At 63.8% G+C, this 19048-nt stretch carries 17 protein-coding genes; 8 read left to right on the top strand and 9 right to left on the bottom strand.

Translation table 11 applies throughout. The annotated features are described in order from the left end of the window. The first annotated feature begins 500 nt into the window (after nt 1-500). Complete coding sequence (locus HQ354_RS02425) at nt 501-1649, top strand: DMT family transporter (protein ID WP_222634078.1); 1149 nt, start codon at nt 501-503, stop codon at nt 1647-1649. 92 nt (nt 1650-1741) lie between these two features. Here the strand turns inward: HQ354_RS02425 and HQ354_RS02420 are convergent, their stop codons facing one another. After that, on the bottom strand, nt 1742-2767 hold the full coding sequence (locus HQ354_RS02420; protein WP_068421258.1) for an NADP-dependent oxidoreductase: 1026 nt from the start codon (nt 2765-2767) through the stop codon (nt 1742-1744). A gap of 134 nt (nt 2768-2901) precedes the next feature. Here HQ354_RS02420 and HQ354_RS02415 point away from each other — a divergent pair, with 134 nt between their 5' ends. The 7 genes from HQ354_RS02415 to HQ354_RS02385 all read left to right on the top strand — a co-directional run bounded on the left by HQ354_RS02415 (nt 2902) and on the right by HQ354_RS02385 (nt 11601). Beyond that, nucleotides 2902-4482: an MFS transporter gene (locus HQ354_RS02415; RefSeq protein WP_167674219.1), complete on the top strand. Its 1581-nt coding sequence runs from the start codon at nt 2902-2904 to the stop codon at nt 4480-4482. A gap of 34 nt (nt 4483-4516) precedes the next feature. Then, entirely contained in the window at nt 4517-5863 is a 1347-nt protein-coding gene (locus tag HQ354_RS02410) for an FAD-binding protein (RefSeq protein WP_167677675.1), read from the top strand. A gap of 219 nt (nt 5864-6082) precedes the next feature. Continuing rightward, nucleotides 6083-7120 carry an ABC transporter substrate-binding protein gene (locus HQ354_RS02405; protein WP_084423534.1) on the top strand — a complete coding sequence of 346 codons (1038 nt, stop codon included), beginning with the start codon at nt 6083-6085 and terminating at the stop codon, nt 7118-7120. Nucleotides 7121-7154: 34 nt separating this feature from the next. Further along, nucleotides 7155-7937, top strand: coding sequence for an SDR family NAD(P)-dependent oxidoreductase (locus HQ354_RS02400; RefSeq protein ID WP_068421104.1), 783 nt, complete (start codon nt 7155-7157; stop codon nt 7935-7937). Then, nucleotides 7938-9101 carry an ABC transporter ATP-binding protein gene (locus HQ354_RS02395; protein WP_167677671.1) on the top strand — a complete coding sequence of 388 codons (1164 nt, stop codon included), beginning with the start codon at nt 7938-7940 and terminating at the stop codon, nt 9099-9101. After that, nucleotides 9101-10828, top strand: a complete 1728-nt coding sequence (locus HQ354_RS02390) for an iron ABC transporter permease (protein WP_167677669.1) — start codon at nt 9101-9103, stop codon at nt 10826-10828. The genes HQ354_RS02395 and HQ354_RS02390 overlap by 1 nt, the downstream gene beginning before the upstream one ends. An 11-nt stretch (nt 10829-10839) precedes the next feature. Continuing rightward, nucleotides 10840-11601 (top strand): SDR family NAD(P)-dependent oxidoreductase, encoded by a 762-nt coding sequence (locus HQ354_RS02385; protein WP_167677667.1) that lies wholly within the window; start codon nt 10840-10842, stop codon nt 11599-11601. Between the two features lie 11 nt (nt 11602-11612). Here the strand turns inward: HQ354_RS02385 and HQ354_RS02380 are convergent, their stop codons facing one another. The 8 genes from HQ354_RS02380 to HQ354_RS02345 all read right to left on the bottom strand — a co-directional run bounded on the left by HQ354_RS02380 (nt 11613) and on the right by HQ354_RS02345 (nt 19029). Continuing rightward, entirely contained in the window at nt 11613-12623 is a 1011-nt protein-coding gene (locus HQ354_RS02380) for an MBL fold metallo-hydrolase (RefSeq protein ID WP_167677665.1), read from the bottom strand. Beyond that, nucleotides 12623-12964 carry an EthD domain-containing protein gene (locus HQ354_RS02375; RefSeq protein WP_167677663.1) on the bottom strand — a complete coding sequence of 114 codons (342 nt, stop codon included), beginning with the start codon at nt 12962-12964 and terminating at the stop codon, nt 12623-12625. Before HQ354_RS02375 ends, HQ354_RS02380 begins: the two co-directional genes overlap by 1 nt. A gap of 70 nt (nt 12965-13034) precedes the next feature. Beyond that, nucleotides 13035-13658: a TetR/AcrR family transcriptional regulator gene (locus HQ354_RS02370; protein WP_167677662.1), complete on the bottom strand. Its 624-nt coding sequence runs from the start codon at nt 13656-13658 to the stop codon at nt 13035-13037. Between the two features lie 41 nt (nt 13659-13699). Beyond that, the gene (locus tag HQ354_RS02365; RefSeq protein ID WP_167677695.1) at nt 13700-15196 is read right to left on the bottom strand and encodes a class I adenylate-forming enzyme family protein; all 1497 of its coding nucleotides are present in this window, start codon (nt 15194-15196) and stop codon (nt 13700-13702) included. A gap of 17 nt (nt 15197-15213) precedes the next feature. Next, a complete protein-coding gene (locus tag HQ354_RS02360; protein WP_167677660.1) occupies nt 15214-16290 on the bottom strand; it encodes an alcohol dehydrogenase catalytic domain-containing protein in 1077 nt (358 codons plus the stop codon). Beyond that, nucleotides 16290-17045, bottom strand: a complete 756-nt coding sequence (locus HQ354_RS02355) for an SDR family NAD(P)-dependent oxidoreductase (RefSeq protein WP_167677658.1) — start codon at nt 17043-17045, stop codon at nt 16290-16292. Before HQ354_RS02355 ends, HQ354_RS02360 begins: the two co-directional genes overlap by 1 nt. A 26-nt stretch (nt 17046-17071) precedes the next feature. Continuing rightward, a complete protein-coding gene (locus HQ354_RS02350) occupies nt 17072-17830 on the bottom strand; it encodes an SDR family NAD(P)-dependent oxidoreductase (protein ID WP_167677656.1) in 759 nt (252 codons plus the stop codon). Further along, nucleotides 17827-19029: an acyl-CoA dehydrogenase family protein gene (locus HQ354_RS02345; protein WP_167677654.1), complete on the bottom strand. Its 1203-nt coding sequence runs from the start codon at nt 19027-19029 to the stop codon at nt 17827-17829. The genes HQ354_RS02350 and HQ354_RS02345 overlap by 4 nt, the downstream gene beginning before the upstream one ends. Nucleotides 19030-19048 lie beyond the last annotated feature (19 nt).

The raw sequence follows: 19048 nt of genomic DNA, 5'->3' as shown, positions 1-19048 counted from the left end.
AGCCCGTGAGCTCCCGCCGAGTGTGCTCGCGGGAATCCTAGGGCTCAACGCTCATACCGTCGCCAAACACACCTTCAAGACGAACGGCCAATGGGCAAACTACGCCGCCGACCGCCGACCCTGAGCGACGGCATTCGCACCCCCGAATACACCATCCCTGCCAGTGGTGTCAAGTAACTCATGGGTGCACGGCCTCGAACTGTGTTCGAATGATGTCCTCCGAAACCGGTTGTGCCGCAGTAGGAATCGTGTAATCCACCACCGATCGATCGCCGAATCGGCGTGACGCTCGCCCGAGTTCGGGGGCGTCTTCTGTCCGCTTGACCGCAGGTCACGCGCGTGTCAACATTCTCCCAGCGAGCCGAGCCACTTGTTCGTTCCATGAACGCGCGATCGTAGGGCGTAGGTCGTCATCCCGCTCTACCACTCGTATATCCCCCTCCAGGCGTAGGCACATCTCCGTGCCTACGTCCTCTTGTCGCGAAAGTTGTGGCCCTTCCATGCTCTCCCTCCGTCGTGACGTGGCGGTCGATGCCGGTCTCCGTCCAGTGTCGGTTCCAGTACGCGCAGTCGGCACGAAGAATCCGATCGCGAAGGCGTGGCTGATCGGTCTGGTATCCATTGTGGCCTTTTCCCTTTCGCCTGTGGCCGCCGCAGTGGGCCTCCAGGGGGGCGTTCCCAGCACGGTCCAGGTCACGCTGCGCTGCCTCATCGGTGCCGCTGTCCTGCTGACCTTCGCGCTCGTCACCGGCAGGCTACGCACGACGAAGCCTTCGCACGCACTTGGTGTGGCCTTGTTCTGCGGCCCGATCTTCGGGTTGCAGTTGCTTGCCTTCTTCGTCGCGGTGAGGGATTCGGGCGCCCAATTGTCGACCATCGTCGTGCACTGCTACCCGATGATCGTGCTGGCACTTCTGTGGCTCGGGTTCGGGCAGCGCGTGCCCCGCGGACAAATCGTGCTGGGGGTTCTCATGATCGGCGGGCTCGCTCTCGTGCTCGGGAGCGATCCCGGCAAGGTGGCGTTCTCCGGCGTGGTCTACGCGTTGGCCAGTGCGTTCGGCTACGCGCTGTACTTCGTGATAGCCGAACGGTGGATTCGCCGGACGAGTGCCGTCACCGCTGCCGGTCTGACTGCACTGGGTGCCGGTGTCACTGTAGGCATCTTCGTCGTGATCGACGGCGTGACTTGGTCTTTCGCGCCCATCGGGTGGGCGTCGGTCCTGATGCAAGGATTGGTACTGCTGCCTCTCGCGATCGGATGCTCGCTGATCGCAATCCGCACCCTCGGCTCCGGACGGGTGAGTCTCCTCGGACTGCTCGATCCCGTCCTGGGTGTGTTGGCGGCCCAGGTCGTTCTCGGTGAGACACTGAATGTCCTGCAGTGGACAGGCCTTGCGGTCGCGGTCGGTGCGTGCAGCGCTCTGCCGTGGATTCGTGGCGGACAGGGAACGCTGACGGACGACGAGGCCGCCATCGCAGCCGCGCCCGCCGAGGCGGTGATCGTCGACGTCACTCCGATCGCCGACCCTGCGGCTGCGACCGAAGGCGTCCTTTTCGACGAGATCGTGCTGAGTCGGACCGTGGATCTGCCGCCGTTGCTGGACAAGATCGCGCCGAATGCTTCGTCGGAACCTGCTGACGCCAGGTAGGCGATGTCGTCAGCCAGCTCTTCCGCGGTGGCGTTGCAGCGAAACCGTTGTGTGTCAATGCCGTTCGCGGTCCGTCGAATAGGTGTCGGGGTTCATTGGCCGACCCTGACCAGCGTCTTCCCTGTGGTGTCGCCGTTCAACATTCCGACGAGCGCTGCCGGGGCCTGCTCCAGCCCGTCGTAAACGGATTCCTGGTAGATCAACGTTCCGTTCTGCAGGTATCCGCCCACGAGAGCGCGCATGTCGTCGTAGAGATGGTTGTAGGCGCCGGCTCTGAAACCCTGCAGTCGCAGGCTCTTTGCCGTGATCTGGAACAGGTTCGACGGCATCGACCCACTCGCGCCGTAGGTCGAAACGGCCCCGCACATCGCGACACGGCCGCCTGTATTCAGGTGATCGAGAGCGGCAGCGAAATGCCCGCCGCCGACGTTGTCGAAATACGCGTCGATGCCGTCAGGAGCGGCGTGAGCGAGCAGCGCTCCTACGTCGCCGTCGTGGTAGTCGAAAGCGCGTGTCACGCCCAATGACTCGCGGAGGAACGCCACCTTGTCTGCGCTGCCCGCCGATGCGACGACGGTGCACCCGTGTAATTTCGCGAGCTGCGCTGCGATGCTGCCGACGGCTCCGGCCGCCGCGGACACCCATAACGTGTCGGTCGATTCGATGCCGAGTACGTCGAAGAGTCCCACGTACGCAGTCAGGCCCGAACTGCCCAGCGGTCCTAGAAACCACTGAATAGGGAAGCTTTTCGAATCGATTTTGGTCGAAGTTCCGGCTCCGCCGAGCCCTCCGGCGACACTGTCGATAACCGCGTAGTCGCGGTAGCCCATCATGTGGGACACGACGTCGCCGGGGGAGAAGCCATCGCTACGAGAGTCGAGAACTTCGCCGAGCGCGAGCCCTGACAGTGCGTCGCCGGGTTGGATCGGTGGTAGATAGCCGGCGGGCCTGTCCGGGCCGAGACGAAGGCGGATCGATGGGTCGATCGACAGCCATATGTTCCGTACCAGGACTTCGCCGTCCCTCGGGGCGTCCAGTTCGGTGTCGCACACGTCGAAGTGGGACAGGTTCAGTTTTCCGGTCGGTGGGGATGCGAGGCAGATCGTTCTGCTCTTCACGCGGGTGAAACCTCCCATGCGCGGCGAAAATCAAAAGTCGGCCCGACTTCGGGGCGACGACGAAGGCGAAACTAACACAGAATCGAGTCGACTGAACTAAATTCATGTCAAGCAAGCTGGAGAGGAGCTCCCAGGTGGAACAATCCCAGACCGTTGGATTCCTGACACCGTTCCGTGTCCGTCGACTACGGATGATGCTGGGGTTCGAGCTCAGTGCCGCGGTCGGGATTTGGATCCTGGTTCTCGCAGTCCAATGGACGTTGACGCAAGCCGGCGCCTCCGCGTTCACGGTGTCGTCGGTGCAGTTCGCAGCGAGTCTGCCGTTTTTTCTCTTCTCCCTTCCGATCGGCGCGATCGCCGAGCATGCCGGCCATCGGAAGCTCTTGACGGGAACTGCAATGGGCCTGCTGGTCACGTCGGTCCTGCTGACGACACTGCAATTCTTCGGGTTCGCTGTGACGCCGATCTTGATGGCTGCCGTTTTCATGTCCGGATGCGGTCTGGCCTCGGTGGCGATCGTCTGGCAATCGCTTCTGCCGACGCTGGCAACCCGAGAGATGATGGCCGTCGTGCCTGCGATCGACGGCGCCATCTTCAATGGTGCGCGAGCGATCGGTCCGGTACTCGGCGGCGCACTGCTGGCTGCGTGGGGTGCCACCTCGACATTCGGTCTGGTCACCGTCTTGTTCCTGCTGTGCACAGGGTTGGCGGCCAGTCAGATTCCGCGTGCGTCCGGGCGAGGCCCGAAGATTGGGTCGGTCCTGGAATCAGTGACGACGAGCCTTCGATTCATACGGCATTCACGCTGGACTTGTCGGCTGCTGTTCCGAGTGTTGATGTTCGGACTGCCCGCGAGCTGCCTGTGGGCGCTGCTGCCGGTCGTCGCCTACGAGGTGTTGCACGTGACGACGTTCGAGTTCGGTGTTCTGTCCGGCGCGATCGGGATCGGTGCAGTGGCAGGCACTGTCGCTCTGATGCCCCTGCGGACTCGACTGAGCTGGAATGCGTTCGCAGCGGTCGGATCTGCCGCGTACGCGGTGGTGCTGGCCGGTCTCGCGTTCGTGCCCTTGACGTCGGTCGTGTTCGTTCTGCTGGTGATCGTCGGCGCGGCATGGGTGGGTGTGCAGAGCACATGGATGATCGCGACGCATGCCGTGATGCCGCCGTGGATCAAATCAAGGGTGATCGCGTTCATCATGCTGACGTTCCAGGGCAGCCAGGCAGTCGGTGCCCTGCTGTGGGGGCTTCTCGCCGACATGATCGGTCTCGCCATCGCCGTCGTGCTTTCCGCGATGGCGATGGCGGTGTCGGCGATAGGGTTGCTGCGCCGTGGGATTCTGCCCAGCGACGAGATCGCGCCCGACCCGTCCGGCGTGTCAGGACCGCCGGACCTCGAACCGGACTTCCACGGGCGAAAAGTCGTCGTCGAAACGACGTACACGGTCCATCCTCAGCGGACTGGCCACTTCGTCGAAGGTGCCCCGCGCTTGAGGTCGTCGCGGCTACGCCTAGGGGCGTTGCGCTGGTCGATGGCTCAGGCGACCGATTCGGCCACCACGTACGTCGAATTCTGCACGTTCAAGAACTGGGCCGAGTACCGCGCCCAGGAGACGGTCCGTCTCACCGTTCCGGAACAACTCATCCGTACCGCGCTCGCAGCCGACCTGATGGAGGAGCCTCGCGTTCGAGTGCTCGTCCATCCGACCACCGTGTGAACAGAGCACACTGACAAGAAAGTGGAGTATCGACGTGAACGATCCGGAATACGACCTGTTGGTCATCGGCGGCGGCATGGCGGGCCTGACTGCCGCTGCCAGCGCAGCCAGAGCATGTAAGTCGGTCTGCGTTGTCGAGGTCGGGCCCGACGTCGGCGGCTCGGCCCGGTTCGCTGGATATGTGTGGACAGCACCGAATTACGAGGTGCTGCACGAGCAGAATCCGAAGGGCGACCTTGCGCTGAAACACCGCCTGATCGATGGGTTCGACGACGGCGTCGAATGGATTCGATCCGTCGGAGTCGACGTCGGTGAGGCACAGAGGATTCTGAGCTTCGGTCGCGGGCACGCGTTCGACACGAATCACTACGTCGACATCTGTAAGCGGATCGTCGTCCAATCGGGCGGAACGGTGCTGCTGAACTCCACCACCGACGATCTTCTCCGGGGTGGATCTGCGGTTCGTGGAGCGCGCGTCCGGACCGGTTCCGAACCTGCACGGGAAGTCCATGCCGCACATACGCTTCTGGCGACCGGGGGATTCCAGGGTGACAAGGAACTGATCGCACGCCACGTCCACGCCGCCGCGGTCGACATGGAGCTTCGGTCGAATCCGCACAGCCGCGGCGACGGGTACCGATTGGCCAACGCGATCGGTGCCGCGACGCGCAACGAGAACGCAGGCTTCTACGGACACCTCATCCCTAGTGGCGTGCGGCTCGCCGACCCCGCCGACTTCGTCGACATGTCCCTCTACTACAGCGAGCACGCGCTGCTGTTCAACCTGAGCAACGAACGATTCGTCGACGAGACGCTCGGCGACCATCTGACGACGATGGAACTGCTCGCGCAGCCGGAGGCGCGTGGTCTCTTGATCGCCGACGCTCGGGTGCACCGGGACTGGATGCTGGCCTCCTACGTGGAGGGCGCCGTCGCCATCGACAAGTTCGAGCTTGCAGGCAAGCGTGGAGGACGCGTCGGTCGGGCGGACTCGCTCGACGAACTCGAGTACCTGCCCGAGGAGTGGGGTTACGACGGGTCGGCGATCGCCTCGGAGATCCAGCGATTCAACGATTCGGCGCTGCGGGACGACGACCTGGTGCCCGGCCGCGCCCTCGATGCGGAACCCCTCGCCGAACCGCCGTACTACGTCATCGAAACGGTGCCGGCCATCACGTTCCCATTCCACGGCGTGTCCGTCGACGACCGTGCTCGTGTGCTCGGTGTCGACGGGGCCCCGATTCCCGGCCTGTTGGCTGCGGGATCGGACACCGGGGGTCTGTGGCATCGCGCCTACGCGGGTGGACTGGCCAGCGCTCTCGTCTTCGGACGCACCGCGGCAACGACCGTCGTCGACGGTGTCTCCGTACCTGCGGTCTAGTAGCGCGCGATGCGGGTCACGTCAAGACTTTCTGGTGATTGACATCACAAGTAACGACCACTATCTTTCAAACTGAGATCAGTTCAGTTCGTAAGTGACTGCTCGACCGGGCGTTCTGCCCGGACGTGAAGTGCGTTTCGAACGTCGAACCTCACCACATTCGAAGAGGACCGTGCGAGTCGGCTCGGGGCTCACTTGCGTGCCCGAAAGGACGCAGACATGAAGATTTTCAGGAAGGCGACGATCGCCCTTGCTGCCGCGGCGGCACTGGTCGGCGTCACTGCGTGCGGTGGATCCTCCAGCGCGTCCGGTCCGGTCGAGGGAAGCTGGGACGAGGTGGTAGCGGCGGCCAACGAGGAAGGCAGCGTCATGCTGTACTCGAGCCAGAAGCCCGCCAACTTGGACGCACTGGTCGCCGCGTTCCAGGCGAAGTATCCGGAGATCAAGATGGAATACGTGCGCGGCACGGACTCCGAGATCAATCCGCGGGTCGAGACCGAGAACAGAACGGGCACCGGTATCGCGGACGTGCACATGCTTACCGACGCGTCGTGGATTCAGAATGCTGCAGAGTCCGGCGCCTATTCGACGGACCTCGTCGGTCCTGATCTCGAGGCGCCTGCATTCGACCCCGAAGCGAGCGTCATCGGTGACAAGTTCTTTCTCGCCAGCGCAGCGGTCTTCGGTCTCGGATGGAACACCGACGCCGTCCCGGAGGGGCTGACGACGCCGGGTGATCTTCTCGACCCGAAATTCCAGGGCAAGATCGGCATCGTCAATCCCACTGGGATCGCGTCCTACGTGGACATGTATCGGTACTACAGCCAGACGTACGGCGAGGATTACTGGGATCGATTGGCCGAGTTGAAGCCTCGTGTATACCCCAGTGCCCTCGGTGTCGCGCAGGCACTCACGTCCGGTGAGGTCGTCGTGAGCCCGTCGGTCCAGCCGCTTGTCACCGAGGTCGCGGCCGGCGCTCCGGTCGATTGGGCGCTTCCGGAGCGGCCGTGGGGAACCCCCTGGTACACCGAAGTTCTGAGTGCTTCACAGCATCCGAATGCGGCGCAGGTGCTGGCGAACTTCATGGTGACGATCGAGGGTCAAACGGCTCTGAACGGTGGATACGCGGCTGCCCTGCCTGATATCCCGGGCGCGGTGGCTCGTGCGCAGGACATCGTGTCGCCCGACGTCGCGGACCTGACGCCCGAGAAGGTCGAACAGTACTCCCAGGAATGGCAGACCCTGTTCCAGAGCTGACCACGTTCGAACGAGAAAGCCAGAGGGGCGCAACATGACTGGAGTCGACGAGTCGATGAAGGGCCGGGGCGTGCTCGTCACCGGAGCGTCGGGAGGGATCGGCGGGGCATGCGCCGAGTTGTTCGCGGCGCAGGGAGCGACGGTGTACCTGACCGATGTCGACGACACGGCCGGGATCGAACTCGCCGAACGGCTCGGGCCGAACGCACACTATCGACATCTCGACGTCACCGATGAAGAACACTGGGCTGCAGTCACTTCCGACATGACACGGCAAGGTCATGGGCTCGACGTTCTCGTCAACAGTGCGGGTGCGGCCATGAAAGCCACGTTGCAGCAGACGTCGTTGAAGCAGTTCCGCACGCTGCTGGATCTCAACCTCGTCGGCACCTTCCTCGGTCTGAAAGCTGCGGCCGATGTCATGCGTCCCGGTGGATCGGTCGTCAACATCTCGTCGCTACGGGGCGTGCTGGCGACGGCCGAACTCGGTGCATACGGTGCGTCGAAGTTCGGAGTGCGGGCTCTGACGAAGGTTGCAGCTCTGGAGTTGGCCGACAGGGACATTCGCGTCAACGCCGTCTGCCCGGGAAGCATCGACACCGCGATCACCGCGACGCCCGATTTCGCGGCAGACGACATGGAGTCCTACGTGCGCAGCATTCCGATGCAGCGCCGTGGGACGCCCCAGGAGGTCGCAGGCGTCGTCCGCTTCCTCGCCGGGCGTGGAAGCAGTTACGTGACAGGGTCGGACATCATGGTCGACGGCGGCACCGGAGCCGGCGTACGTACACCGAAAGTTTCGAAAGTGAGTGTTTAGATGACGTCGCAATTTGCTGTTTCCGGTCTCGTGAAGACCTATGGATCGAACGTGGTCGTCGACCAGCTCGACCTGGAGATCGAGCACGGGGAGTTTCTCGTGTTGCTCGGTCCGAGCGGATGCGGAAAGACCACGACACTGCGATGCCTTGCCGGGCTGGAAACGCCTCAGGGGGGATCCATTTCGTTCCGAGGTGCACCCGTGTTCGACGCGGCATCCAAGATCCACGTCCCCGCGCACAAGCGCAGCATCGGCATGGTGTTCCAGTCGTACGCCTTGTGGCCGCACATGACCGTCGCGGAGAACATCCGTTATCCCTTGAAGGTGCGCAAACTGAAGAAGGCGATCGCCGACGGTGCCGTCGAGGCTGCGGCCGAGATGGTCGACTGCGGAAAATTACTCGATCGCTATCCATCTCAGTTGAGCGGTGGACAGCAGCAGCGCGTGGCGGTGGCTCGCGGGCTCGTCGCCGAACCGGATCTGGTGCTGTTCGACGAACCGCTGAGCAACCTCGACGCTCGACTCCGCGACCAGGTCCGCTCGCAAATTCACCAACTCCACCAAACGCTCGGTTTCACAGCGGTGTTCGTGACCCACGATCAGTCCGAGGCGTTCGCCCTCGGTGACCGGCTGGCCATCATGAAGTCAGGCAAGATCGAGCAGTACGACGCACCCGAGGACGTCTTCGAGAACCCGGTGTCCGAATACGTCGCCGCGTTCATCGGGATGGGCAACCGTCTCGAACTTCGCAACGGACACAACGGGTGGGTCACCAGCGCCGGTGACGTCATCGATCTGTCGGCTGCGGTCGTACGTGACCGAGCCGACCAAGGGTCGGTCGCCGTGGCGCGCTTCCGTCCGGACGACGTTATGCTGCACGCGTCGACGAGCGATGTTCCGGCAGGCAACGTTCCGTTGCACGCGCAGTTGGTCGCGCACGAATACGGCGGCCGCTACTTCGACGTCACGGTCAAGACGGGCACCGAACAGCTGATGCTCCGCGCGTCGGCCGCCGAACACGGTCGATCGCTCCGCAGCAGCAGCCCCGGGGACGACGTCGTCGTCAGCTTCTCGCCGTCGAGTCTTCGGGTGTATCCAGGTGCGGGGAGCGAGCCTGCAGCGACGCCGGACCTGGTTGCCACGGGTGCAGGAGACCGTTCCTGATGGCCACCCTCACTGCATCGGACACGACGGACGTCACGCCGCCCACGCCGACGAGGTCGTCGTTCTCTATTCCTCCGCATTGGCGCGCTCGTATCGGGTACGTGGCGCTGCTGGCGATCCTCGGTTATCTCGTCGTGCTCCCGATGATTCGACTCCAGATGCTGGCGCTCGAAGACGGTGCCGCCGGCTACTCGAGCCAGTACGGCCGGTTCGACGTCGGTGTGACGCTGCGGACGACGATCGCGCTCGCGCTCGGTTCTCTCGTGATCGCGATGGCTCTCGGCACTCTGCTGGCATTCGCTGCAAGTAGGTTGCCGGCGAAACTCGGCTGGCTCCGGATCATTCCGATTCTGCCGATCGTCATGCCTGCCGTGGCGAGCGTCGTCGGCTGGGCGTTCCTGTTGTCGCCGGGGCCCGGCTATCTCAACGTTCTGCTGCGAAAGTTGCCGTGGTGGAGTGGATCGGACACCGGCCCGATCGATGTGTACACCGTTCCGTGGATCATCGTCCTCACCGGATTCGGTCTGACGTCCTTCGTCTACCTGTTCGTCAGCTCCGGGATGCAGAACATCAGCTCCGAGCATCTCGAAGCGGCTCAGGTCAGCGGATCGTCCACGCTGGGAATCTTTTTCAAGATCGTTCTGCCGTTGCTGCGGCCCTCACTCATCTACGGCGGTGGTATCGCCTTACTGCTCGGCCTCGGTCAGTTCACCGGTCCGTTGCTGCTCGGGCAGAACAGCGGCGTCAAGGTGCTGACGACGGAGATGTACCGGCGTGTGTCGGAATCGCCGTCGGACTTCGCTGCGGCTGCGGCCGCCGGTTCGCCCCTCGTGATCTTCGGAATCGTCCTCGTTCTCACGCAGAAGGTCCTGTTGGGCAACCAGACTCGGTTCGTCACGCACGGCGGCAAGGCGTTCTCGACGCCCAGCGGGCGAGGCACCTGGGCCGCGGTGACAATCGGAATTTTCGCTTTGTTCGCGCTCGTGATCCCACTGCTCGGCCTGATCATCGTGTCCCTGACGCCGTACTGGTCCGGGTCGTTGTCATGGAGTCTGTTGACACTGGACAACTTCCGTGAGCTTCTCGGGAACAATGCAGTCGTGCAATCGGTGATCACCAGCGTGCTGACGTCGCTCGGGGCGGTGGCGATCTGCATTCCGCTCGGATACCTGATGGCCAACCTCCTCGTCCGCGGCAGACGTTTCAAGATCCTCGCGCTCATCGCAGACCTGATCACGGCGCTGCCGCTCGGTATCCCGGCAGTGATCTTCGGTGTCGGATTCCTGCTCACCTACACCGAACCGCCCCTCATCCTGTACGGCACTCGGACGGTGATCATTCTCGTCTACGTCGTGCTGATGTTGCCGTTCGCGACGAGGATGCAGATGACGGCGATGCTGTCGCTGGGAAATACGTACACCGAGGCGTCGGCGACTAGTGGTGCATCGCCGTTCGTGACGACGCTGCGCATCATGCTGCCGCTCATGCGTCCGACGATTCTCAGTGCGGTCGCGTTGATGTTCATCCTGCTGACGCACGAGTTCGCGGCGTCGCTGCTCGTTCGCGCATCCACGACACAGGTCATGGGCACATTGCTGTTCGACATGTGGCAGAACGGTTCCTACCCGCTCGTCGCGGCAATGGCGCTGCTGATGACGGCCGTGACGACGGTCGGTGTCGCGTTCGCGATGCTCGTCGGCGGCCGAAACGTATTGAGCAAGTTGTGATCGAGAGAAGGATGGATACGTCTTCGCGATTGAGCGACAAGATCGTGCTGGTAACGGGGGCGACTGGCGGACTCGGCGCGTCCATCGTCGGACGACTCGCGTCCGAGGGCGCTTCGGTCGTCGTCACCGATGTCGATCAGGTGCCCTGCGAGAAACTCGTGGCCGAGCAGGACAATCCAGAAGCTCACCTAGCGCTGTCGCTCGACATCACGCAGGAAGGTCAGTGGCGGGACGTCGTCGCCGCTGTGACGGAACGGTATTCGCGGCTCGACGCGCTCGTCAACAATGGCGCCATCGGCAGTCTCGGAACCGTCGTGGACGAGACCGTCGAGACGTTCAACCGGGTCGTCGAAGTCGGCCAGACGGGCACGTGGCTCGGCATGAAGCACGCGGGCGCGTTCGTCGAGCAGTCCGGTGGTGGATCGATCGTCAACATCTGCTCGATCCTCGGCAGCGTCGGTGGACTGGGCAACAGCGTCGCCTACGCGGCTGCGAAAGGTGCAGTCCGCACGATGACGAAGAACGCCGCGCTGCACTGGGCGACGAAGGGCGTGCGCGTCAACTCGCTGCACCCTGGGTTCATCGGTACGGAGCAATTGCTCGAGCGGTACGAGGGATCCGAGCGGCACCAGGCCATGGTCGCCAAAACGCCGATGGGTCGATTGGGCACTGCGTCGGAAGTTGCTGCGGCAGTGGCATTTCTGGCCGGAGACGACTCGACGTTCGTTACCGGGTCCGAACTCTATGTCGATGGCGGCTGGACCTGCGCCTGAGGGGCAAAGCCCTAGCCGAAGATGTCCACCCCGTATCGGTTTCGGACACAGAGTTTTCCGCGCATGACCAGAACGTCCAGATGCGCGAGAGTTTCACACGTCGCGACCATCTGGTTGAAATCGTCGAGCTCGTCGAACGACCGATCACGACGGGTCCATGTGAGACCGGCAGCGACCGCGGCGCCCGTGCTGGGGCCACGACCGTCGACCACGGCGAGTGTGTCGGTCAGCCTGCGCTCGTGATGCGCGAGAAGCTGGCGGCACCGTTCGTGGACACTGCCACCGGGAAACCCGTGCGACGGCAACATCGTTCGATCGGCGTCGTCGAGCATCATCTCGAGGGACGCGATGTACTTCGCCAACGGCAGATCCCAGTCACCGAGCTCGAATCCGATGGACGGAGTGATGGTCGGTAGCACGTGATCGCCGGTGAATGTCATGCCGCGATCCAGGTCGTAAAACACCATGTGGCCCTTGGTATGGCCAGGTGTATGCACCGCCTCGATTCGAAGGCCCGGAATGTCGACGGGGCCGGCTGTCGACCATCCGTCCGGAGGTTCCCAATCCGACACAGCGAAAGGTTCTGTCAGAGCGCTCTTTCGAGCGATTCGGGCTATACGGTCTGCCCCTGCTCGGTGCAGTTCACGAATCGAACTTTCGGGGACGTTGCTTCCCAATTCGTTGATGGCCGCGATGCCGGGCGCCTCCGCCGCGCCCAGATGAACCCGACATTCGTACCGACGCCGCAACTCCACCGCGAACGTGTAATGGTCGCGGTGCACGTGTGTGACGTAGATGTCGTGAATTTCCGACGGTCGACGACCTATGTGAGACAACGCTTTCGACAGTTCGTCGTGCGTCGTCTCGCGATGCCAACCGCCGTCGATCAAGGCCAGTCCGCTATCGGTCTCGAGGACATAGACATTGATCGCACGCAGACCGTCCTGCGGCATCTGCAGCGGGATGCGGTGGACGCCGTCCGTTACGGGAAAGCACCCGGCTTCGGTCCAGGACGACGCCATCACGAGTCGCTCGCGACTGCCTTCAGCGGAACCATAGTCTTCTCGTCGCCGTACCACATCATGCGACGGCCGCCCATGTTCCCGACGTGTTCGACGGCGGCCTTCCATTCCGGGCTTGCCAGTGCGGCTTCGAGTGCATCGCGGGATTCGAAACTGAGGACCGACAGTCCGTCCCAGCCCTCGGATCGTCCGCCGAACGCCTCGAGCAGTTCTGTGTGCTGCCATCGAAGAAGGCCCGGCAGGGGATAGGTGACATCGGCGTGTTCGCCTCGCCACCAGGTGATGAATTGGTCGTGCGTCCATTCGGGTGGCCGCGCCGCGACCAGTACCAAGTTGTACATGATTCTCCCAACTGAATTCTGTTCGTTTTGGCTGGACGGGAAGGGCCCGCGGGCCCAACTCCGAAGAGATCTACTTTCGGACGACTCGCATCACGGCATCGGTGACGAATTCGGCGATCTCGTCGATCGAGAGCTTGCCGTCCGGTCGGTACCAACGCCACACGCTGATGATCAACGCCAGCACGAGGCGTGCCTGCATCGTCGGGTCCGACTTGGTGAATTCGCGCGATTCGATGCCGCGCGCGATCAGTGACGTCCAGTTGATTTCGATCTGGTGCACCAGATCACGGCACTGCAGTCGCTCGGCTTCCTCTTTCGCCGACTGACGCTCGGTGGCGAGCAAATCCATGTGGCTCTGCAGGATTCGTCGTTGCAACGCATCGGTCGGAGTGGCTGCGAGCGACGCGGTGACCGCTGCGCGCAACGCCTCCTCCGGATCGGAGACGTCCTCCGTCGCTGAGCTGAATCGTTCGACGGAGTCGGCCAGTTCGAGCCGCATGATGGTGAGCAGGCAATGGCCCTTGGACTCGAAGTAGTGGTACAGCGCGGTCTGTCCTATACCGACCTCGTCGGCGATGGACGCCCACTTGGTGTGCTCGTACCCCACCTTGCCGAAATGGTCGATGGCTGCGGACAAGATGCGGGTTCGCTTGGATCGTGGACTCTCGCGACGAACGCCGGTTCCTACGGTCATTGGTGTCCCCACTGTCGATGCGTGTACAGATTCAGTCGAGTCTACAGTTTTCGATCTGAATTCGAGTCAGTTAGTGACGCCAACTTGCGGGCGAGCTCGGTCGCGTCGGGCCGAGACAACTTTCCGACGCGATTCTGCGGCAGATCGTCGACCGTGAACACGTATTCCGGCCACTTGAACTTGGGGAAGTCGGTGGCAGCGAGACGAGAAGTGACATCGCTCAATGTCATTGCGTCGCCGCCCGTGACGATGAGCGCTGCTGCTCGTTCGCCGAGCAGGTCGTCGGGGACAGGCACGACACAGACCTGGACGACGGAATCGAGTGCCGCGAGTGCAGATTCCATCTCGTTGATGTCGATGTTCCGTCCACCACGAATGATGATCTGCTTCTGCCTGCCCATGACGCGAATCGAGCCGTCGTCGAAGACCTCGACCAGATCGCCGGTGGGCAGGTATCCCTCGGGTGTGAGCTGCGGTGGAACCGGTTTGCCCTCACGCGCGTAGCCGACGTAGAGCGACGGGCCCGTGACCTGAGCTTCACCGATCTCGCCGGGAGGAAGGGGAGCGCCGGCCGAGTCGACGGCACGGACAGTCGTGCCAGGGAACGGACGGCCGTCGCGACCGAGACGGATCGACGGCGGATCGTCCAGCGCAGGTGTCGTGTGACCGAGGCATTCCGACATACCGAACACGCGGAGGAACGTCGTGTTCAGCCACTGCTCGGCCTCGCCGAGAGCACGTTCGTTCATCGGGCCGCCGCCGACGGTCATGGCGCGCATCGGCGTCAACGCGCCCTTCGAGTCGGGTGCGACGGACAGTTGCAGCGCCATCGTCGGCACCAACATCGTCCACGCCACCTGGTGATCGTTCACTGCTTCGAGCGCTCCGGCGGGGGACCATCGGCCGATCGAAACCATCCGTCCACCCAGCAGGGCGGGGAGGTACATGCCGAAACAGTATGCGGCGACGGACGACAGAGGGACGAACGCGCCGATCGCCTCACCCGGCTTCAGCCCTACTGCATGGATGGTGCTGGTGCAGGCATAGCGAATGGCATCCTCGGACTGCACGACACACTTGGGTCGTCCGGTCGACCCGGATGTCATGGCGATCGCCGCGCCACCGTTCCACCGTTCGACGCCTCTGAACGGACGCCCCGTCGACCTCACCGAATGCGCAGCGAACGCGGTGTTCGACACGGGGAACAGCTCGTCGGTAACGCCCCAGTGCGACAACGAATCCGGGTCCCCGACGACGATATCCGGGGCGATGTCCTCCAGCGCCAGGTGGAATTCGGATTCGGTCGCGTGCGGGCTGAACACGGCGACGACGCCGCCGCGCAATCCGACGGCCAGTGCGGTGGCGACGGTGCGCCACGTGTTGTCCGCTTGAATCAACGCAGTCGGTGCGCCGACGTCGATGGCGGAGATGGCGTCGGCCAAGACTTGCGCGGCCGCGACGACCTTTCCGATCGTGTGACTACCCGACTCGTCGACCACGGCGACGTCGTCGGGTGAGTGCTGAGCACGGGACACCATCTGTTCTGCAAGCCATTTCACGGTCGTGTCTCTTCTCTCCGTCGCGATACGTTCATGTCGATCACCGCGCGGCCGGTGATGGACCCCGCGCGTAGTTGCTGGTAGGCGTCGAGGGTGTCGGTGAACGGGAAGGTGGTGACCTCAGCGTGCAGGGCCCCGTCCTGTGCGAGTGCTACGACGGCACGTAGATCGTCGCGAGTTCCCCAGAACGGCGCGCTCACATGCCATCCCGCAGCCATACCGAGATCCTTTCCGACGGTCAGCCGGCCGCCCGCGCTGCCCACGACGACGAGTCGTCCACCGGGCGTGAGTACTTCCGCACCTGCGTCGACCGTGCCGGGTGCGCCGACGAAGTCGAGCACCAAGTCGGCGCCGCCGAGACCTTCGATGCTGCCTTGTGCGTCCGAAAAGGTTTCGTGGCATTCGTGTGCGCCGGAATGCACAGCGACAGAATGTGTTTCGACGCGGGTTTCGATCGCCACGATCCGGCCCGCTCGCATCGATCGTAGGATCTGTACGGCCAGGTGTCCGAGTCCACCGACTCCCACGACCACGACGACGCTGCGGCTGTCGATCACGTCGGCATTGGTGCGAATAGAGTGGTACGCGGTGAGTGCGGCGTCGGCGAGAGGCGCCGCCGAGATGGGGTCCAGCGAGCCTATGGGGATCAGCACGTCGTCCGACGGAACGACCATCAGCTCTGCCAGTCCGCCACCGTGGCCGAGACCGTTGCCGATCGGCACGAGTCGACCCTCCGACGTCGGCGCCAGAGCCAGGCAGTAATTCTGTCTGCCACGCAAGCACTGTCGGCACGTGCCGCACCCCCAGAGGCCGTGTACGACGACCGACTGCCCGATCCACGAGCTGTCGGCCGCAGGACCCGCGGCGACGACGGTTCCTGCCACCTCGTGGCCCAGTGTCAGTGGCAGGGGATACGCGAACCGGGCCGCCGACGAATCCATGACGTGCAGGTCCGACCGGCACAAGCCGGCCGCGTCGACACGTAGCACGAGTTGCTCGCCGATGGGTTCGGGGTCGGGAACGTCGCGGAACTCGGGCGGCGCACCCCACTCGGTGAGCTGGACGGCCAGCATCAGCGGGCCGTCCAGCCGCCGTCGACGATCAGGGTCTGTCCCGTCATGTAGGACGACGCGTCGGAGGCCAGGAACAGCACGGCGCCGTCGATCTCTCCGTCGGCGCCGCCGCGTCCGAGCATCGTGTTGCGTCGAACCCAGCCGGCCGACTTGTCGTTGGTGAACAACCCGTCGGTCATCTCCGTATCGAACCATCCCGGCACCACGGCGTTCACCCGGATCCCACGTCGACCCCACTGACCGGCGAGTTCGCGGGTCAAACCGAGCGTCCCCGCCTTGGATGCGGCATAGCTCGCTCCTCCGATCGGGGCTGTCGACACCAGACCGATGACCGAGGAGATGTTGACGAACGACGCTGTCGCGCCCGGCGGGATCTTGCCTGCTGCGTAGGTTGCGAGGTGGAAACCGGCGACCAGGTTGACGTCGAGAATCGACTGGAACCCATCGAGCGTCTCGTCCTCGGCGTTGGGCAGACCGGGCTTGCCTGCATTGTTGACCAGGACGTCGAGACGCCCCGATTGTTCGAAGCAGCGATCGACGAGCGCGCGCCGGTCCGAGTCGATGGTGACGTCGCACTGCACCGGGACGATGCTCGGCACCTCGGCGGCGAGGGCTTCGAGGCGATTGAGGCGTCGGGCCGCCGCATATACGGTTGCGCCCGCAGTAGCGAGGGTGCGAGCGAACCCGAGACCCAGGCCCGACGACGCGCCCGTGACGATGGCGACGCGGTTCGAGAGCCCGAACATGGTGTCCATCAGAACAGTTCCTTCGTTTCGCAGAATCAGTACACCGCAGTGCGGCCGCCGTCGACCGGGATGAGCGCGCCGGTGGTGTATCCGGCGGCGTCGGATGCGAGATGGGTGACGAGCCCGGCGATCTCGTAGGGACTGCCGAGCCTGCCTGCGGGCAGACGATCGACGATCTTGCCGATGAACTCGTCGTCCCAGTTCTCCGACATGTCGGTGGCGAACCCGCCGGGCATGATGCAGTTGACGCGCACGGTGGGCGCGTACTCTTGCGCGAACGCCCTTGTCAGCGCGTTGAGTCCGTTCTTCGCCGCGGCATACATCGCCTCCGGTGGGCTCGGTCGCTCGGCGCCGATGCTCGAGATGTTCACGATGGAACCGCCACCCGCGGCCGCCATACGTTCTCCGGCCACGGCCATCAGCCTGAACGGGCCCTTGAGGTTGACCTCGATCGTTTTGTCCCACAGGCTTTCCGTCACCGACGCGAGATTCTGGGCGAGGGGAGCGATCCCGGCGTTGTTGACGACGATGTCGAGGCTGCCGAATCGCGTGATGATGTCGTCGACGGCAGGTTCGATTGTCTCCCAGTGCCCTATGTGCAGCGCGTAGGGGTGTGCGGTGCCGGGGCCCGTGTCGCCCAGCGCCGCCACCGCCGCCTCACAGGCGTCGAGCTTGCGGCTCGAGACGACGACGGTTGCGCCCGCGTCACGCAGACCTCGCGCGATGGCGAGTCCCAGTCCACGGCTCGCGCCGGTCACCAGCGCTACCTTGCCTGCCAATGTCGGTGTGCTCATGCGTATTTCTTCACTTCGAGTCGGGCGATGGTTCGCAAGTGGACTTCGTTCGGGCCGTCGGCGATCTGCAGCGCACGTGTGATGGCATAGAGTCGCGCGAGGATCGTGTCGTTGCTGACGCCGGCAGCGCCGTGCACCTGCACCGCACGATCGACGACGGTGTGCGCGACCTCCATAGCCGCGACCTTGATGGCTGCGACTTCCGATCGCGCCGAGGCATTTCCACGCGTGTCCATCAGCCAGGCGGATTTCAGGACCAGCAAACGGATCTGATCGATCTCGACGCGGCTGCGCGCGATCCACTCGCGCACGACGCCGCGATCCGTAAGGGGCCCACCGAACGCGTGACGTTCGGTGGCGCGACGGCACATCATTTCCAGTGCGCGCTCGGCCATTCCGATCGCACGCATCGCGTAGTGCATGCGACCGGGGCCCAATCGTCCCTGTGCGATCGCGAATCCGTCGCCCTCGGCACCGAGCATGTTCGACGCGGGCACCCGCACGTCGGTGAACTGCACCTCGCCGTGGCCGAGGCGATCCTGGAATCCGAACATCGGAAGATCGCGCAGCACCTCGATGCCGGGGGTGTCCGTCGGTACCAGGATCATGCTCTGCTGGCGATAGGTCGGCCCTTCGGGATCGGACTTGCCCATGAAGATCATCAGTTTGCAGTCCGGGTCGAGAACACCCGAGGTGTACCACTTGCGTCCGTTGATCACGTAGTCGTCGCCGTCGCGCCGAATCGTCGACGTGATGTTGGTGGCGTCGGAACTTGCGACGTCCGGCTCGGTCATCGCAAATGCCGACCGAATACTGCAGCCCAGCAACGGCTTCAGCCACTGCTGCTTCTGCTCGTCGGTGCCGTACATGGCGAGGATCTCCATGTTGCCGGTGTCCGGGGCCGAACAGTTGATCGCTTCGTTGCCGATGATCGAGCGTCCGACGATCTCGGCGAGTGGCGCGTACTCGAGGTTCGTCAGCCCTGCGCCGAGCCCGTCGTGCGTCATGAACAAGTTCCAGAGCCCGAGTTCGCGTGCGCGAGACTGCAGATCGCGCATGATCTGCGGTTGCTCATGCGGTTTGTCGTTCGCGGCGATCTGCTCGTCGTACACCTTCTCGGCCGGGTAGACGTAATCGTTCATGAAGGATTCGAGCGTGCCGATCAGTTCCTCGGTGCGCGCGGAGTAGGAGAAGTCCACTTGTCTTCGCTTCTGTCGT

The sequence above is a fragment of the Rhodococcus sp. BP-261 genome, assembly GCF_019835205.1.
GTDB lineage: Bacteria > Actinomycetota > Actinomycetes > Mycobacteriales > Mycobacteriaceae > Rhodococcoides > Rhodococcoides kyotonensis_B.
This window is presented reverse-complemented; position numbering and strand designations above follow the sequence as displayed.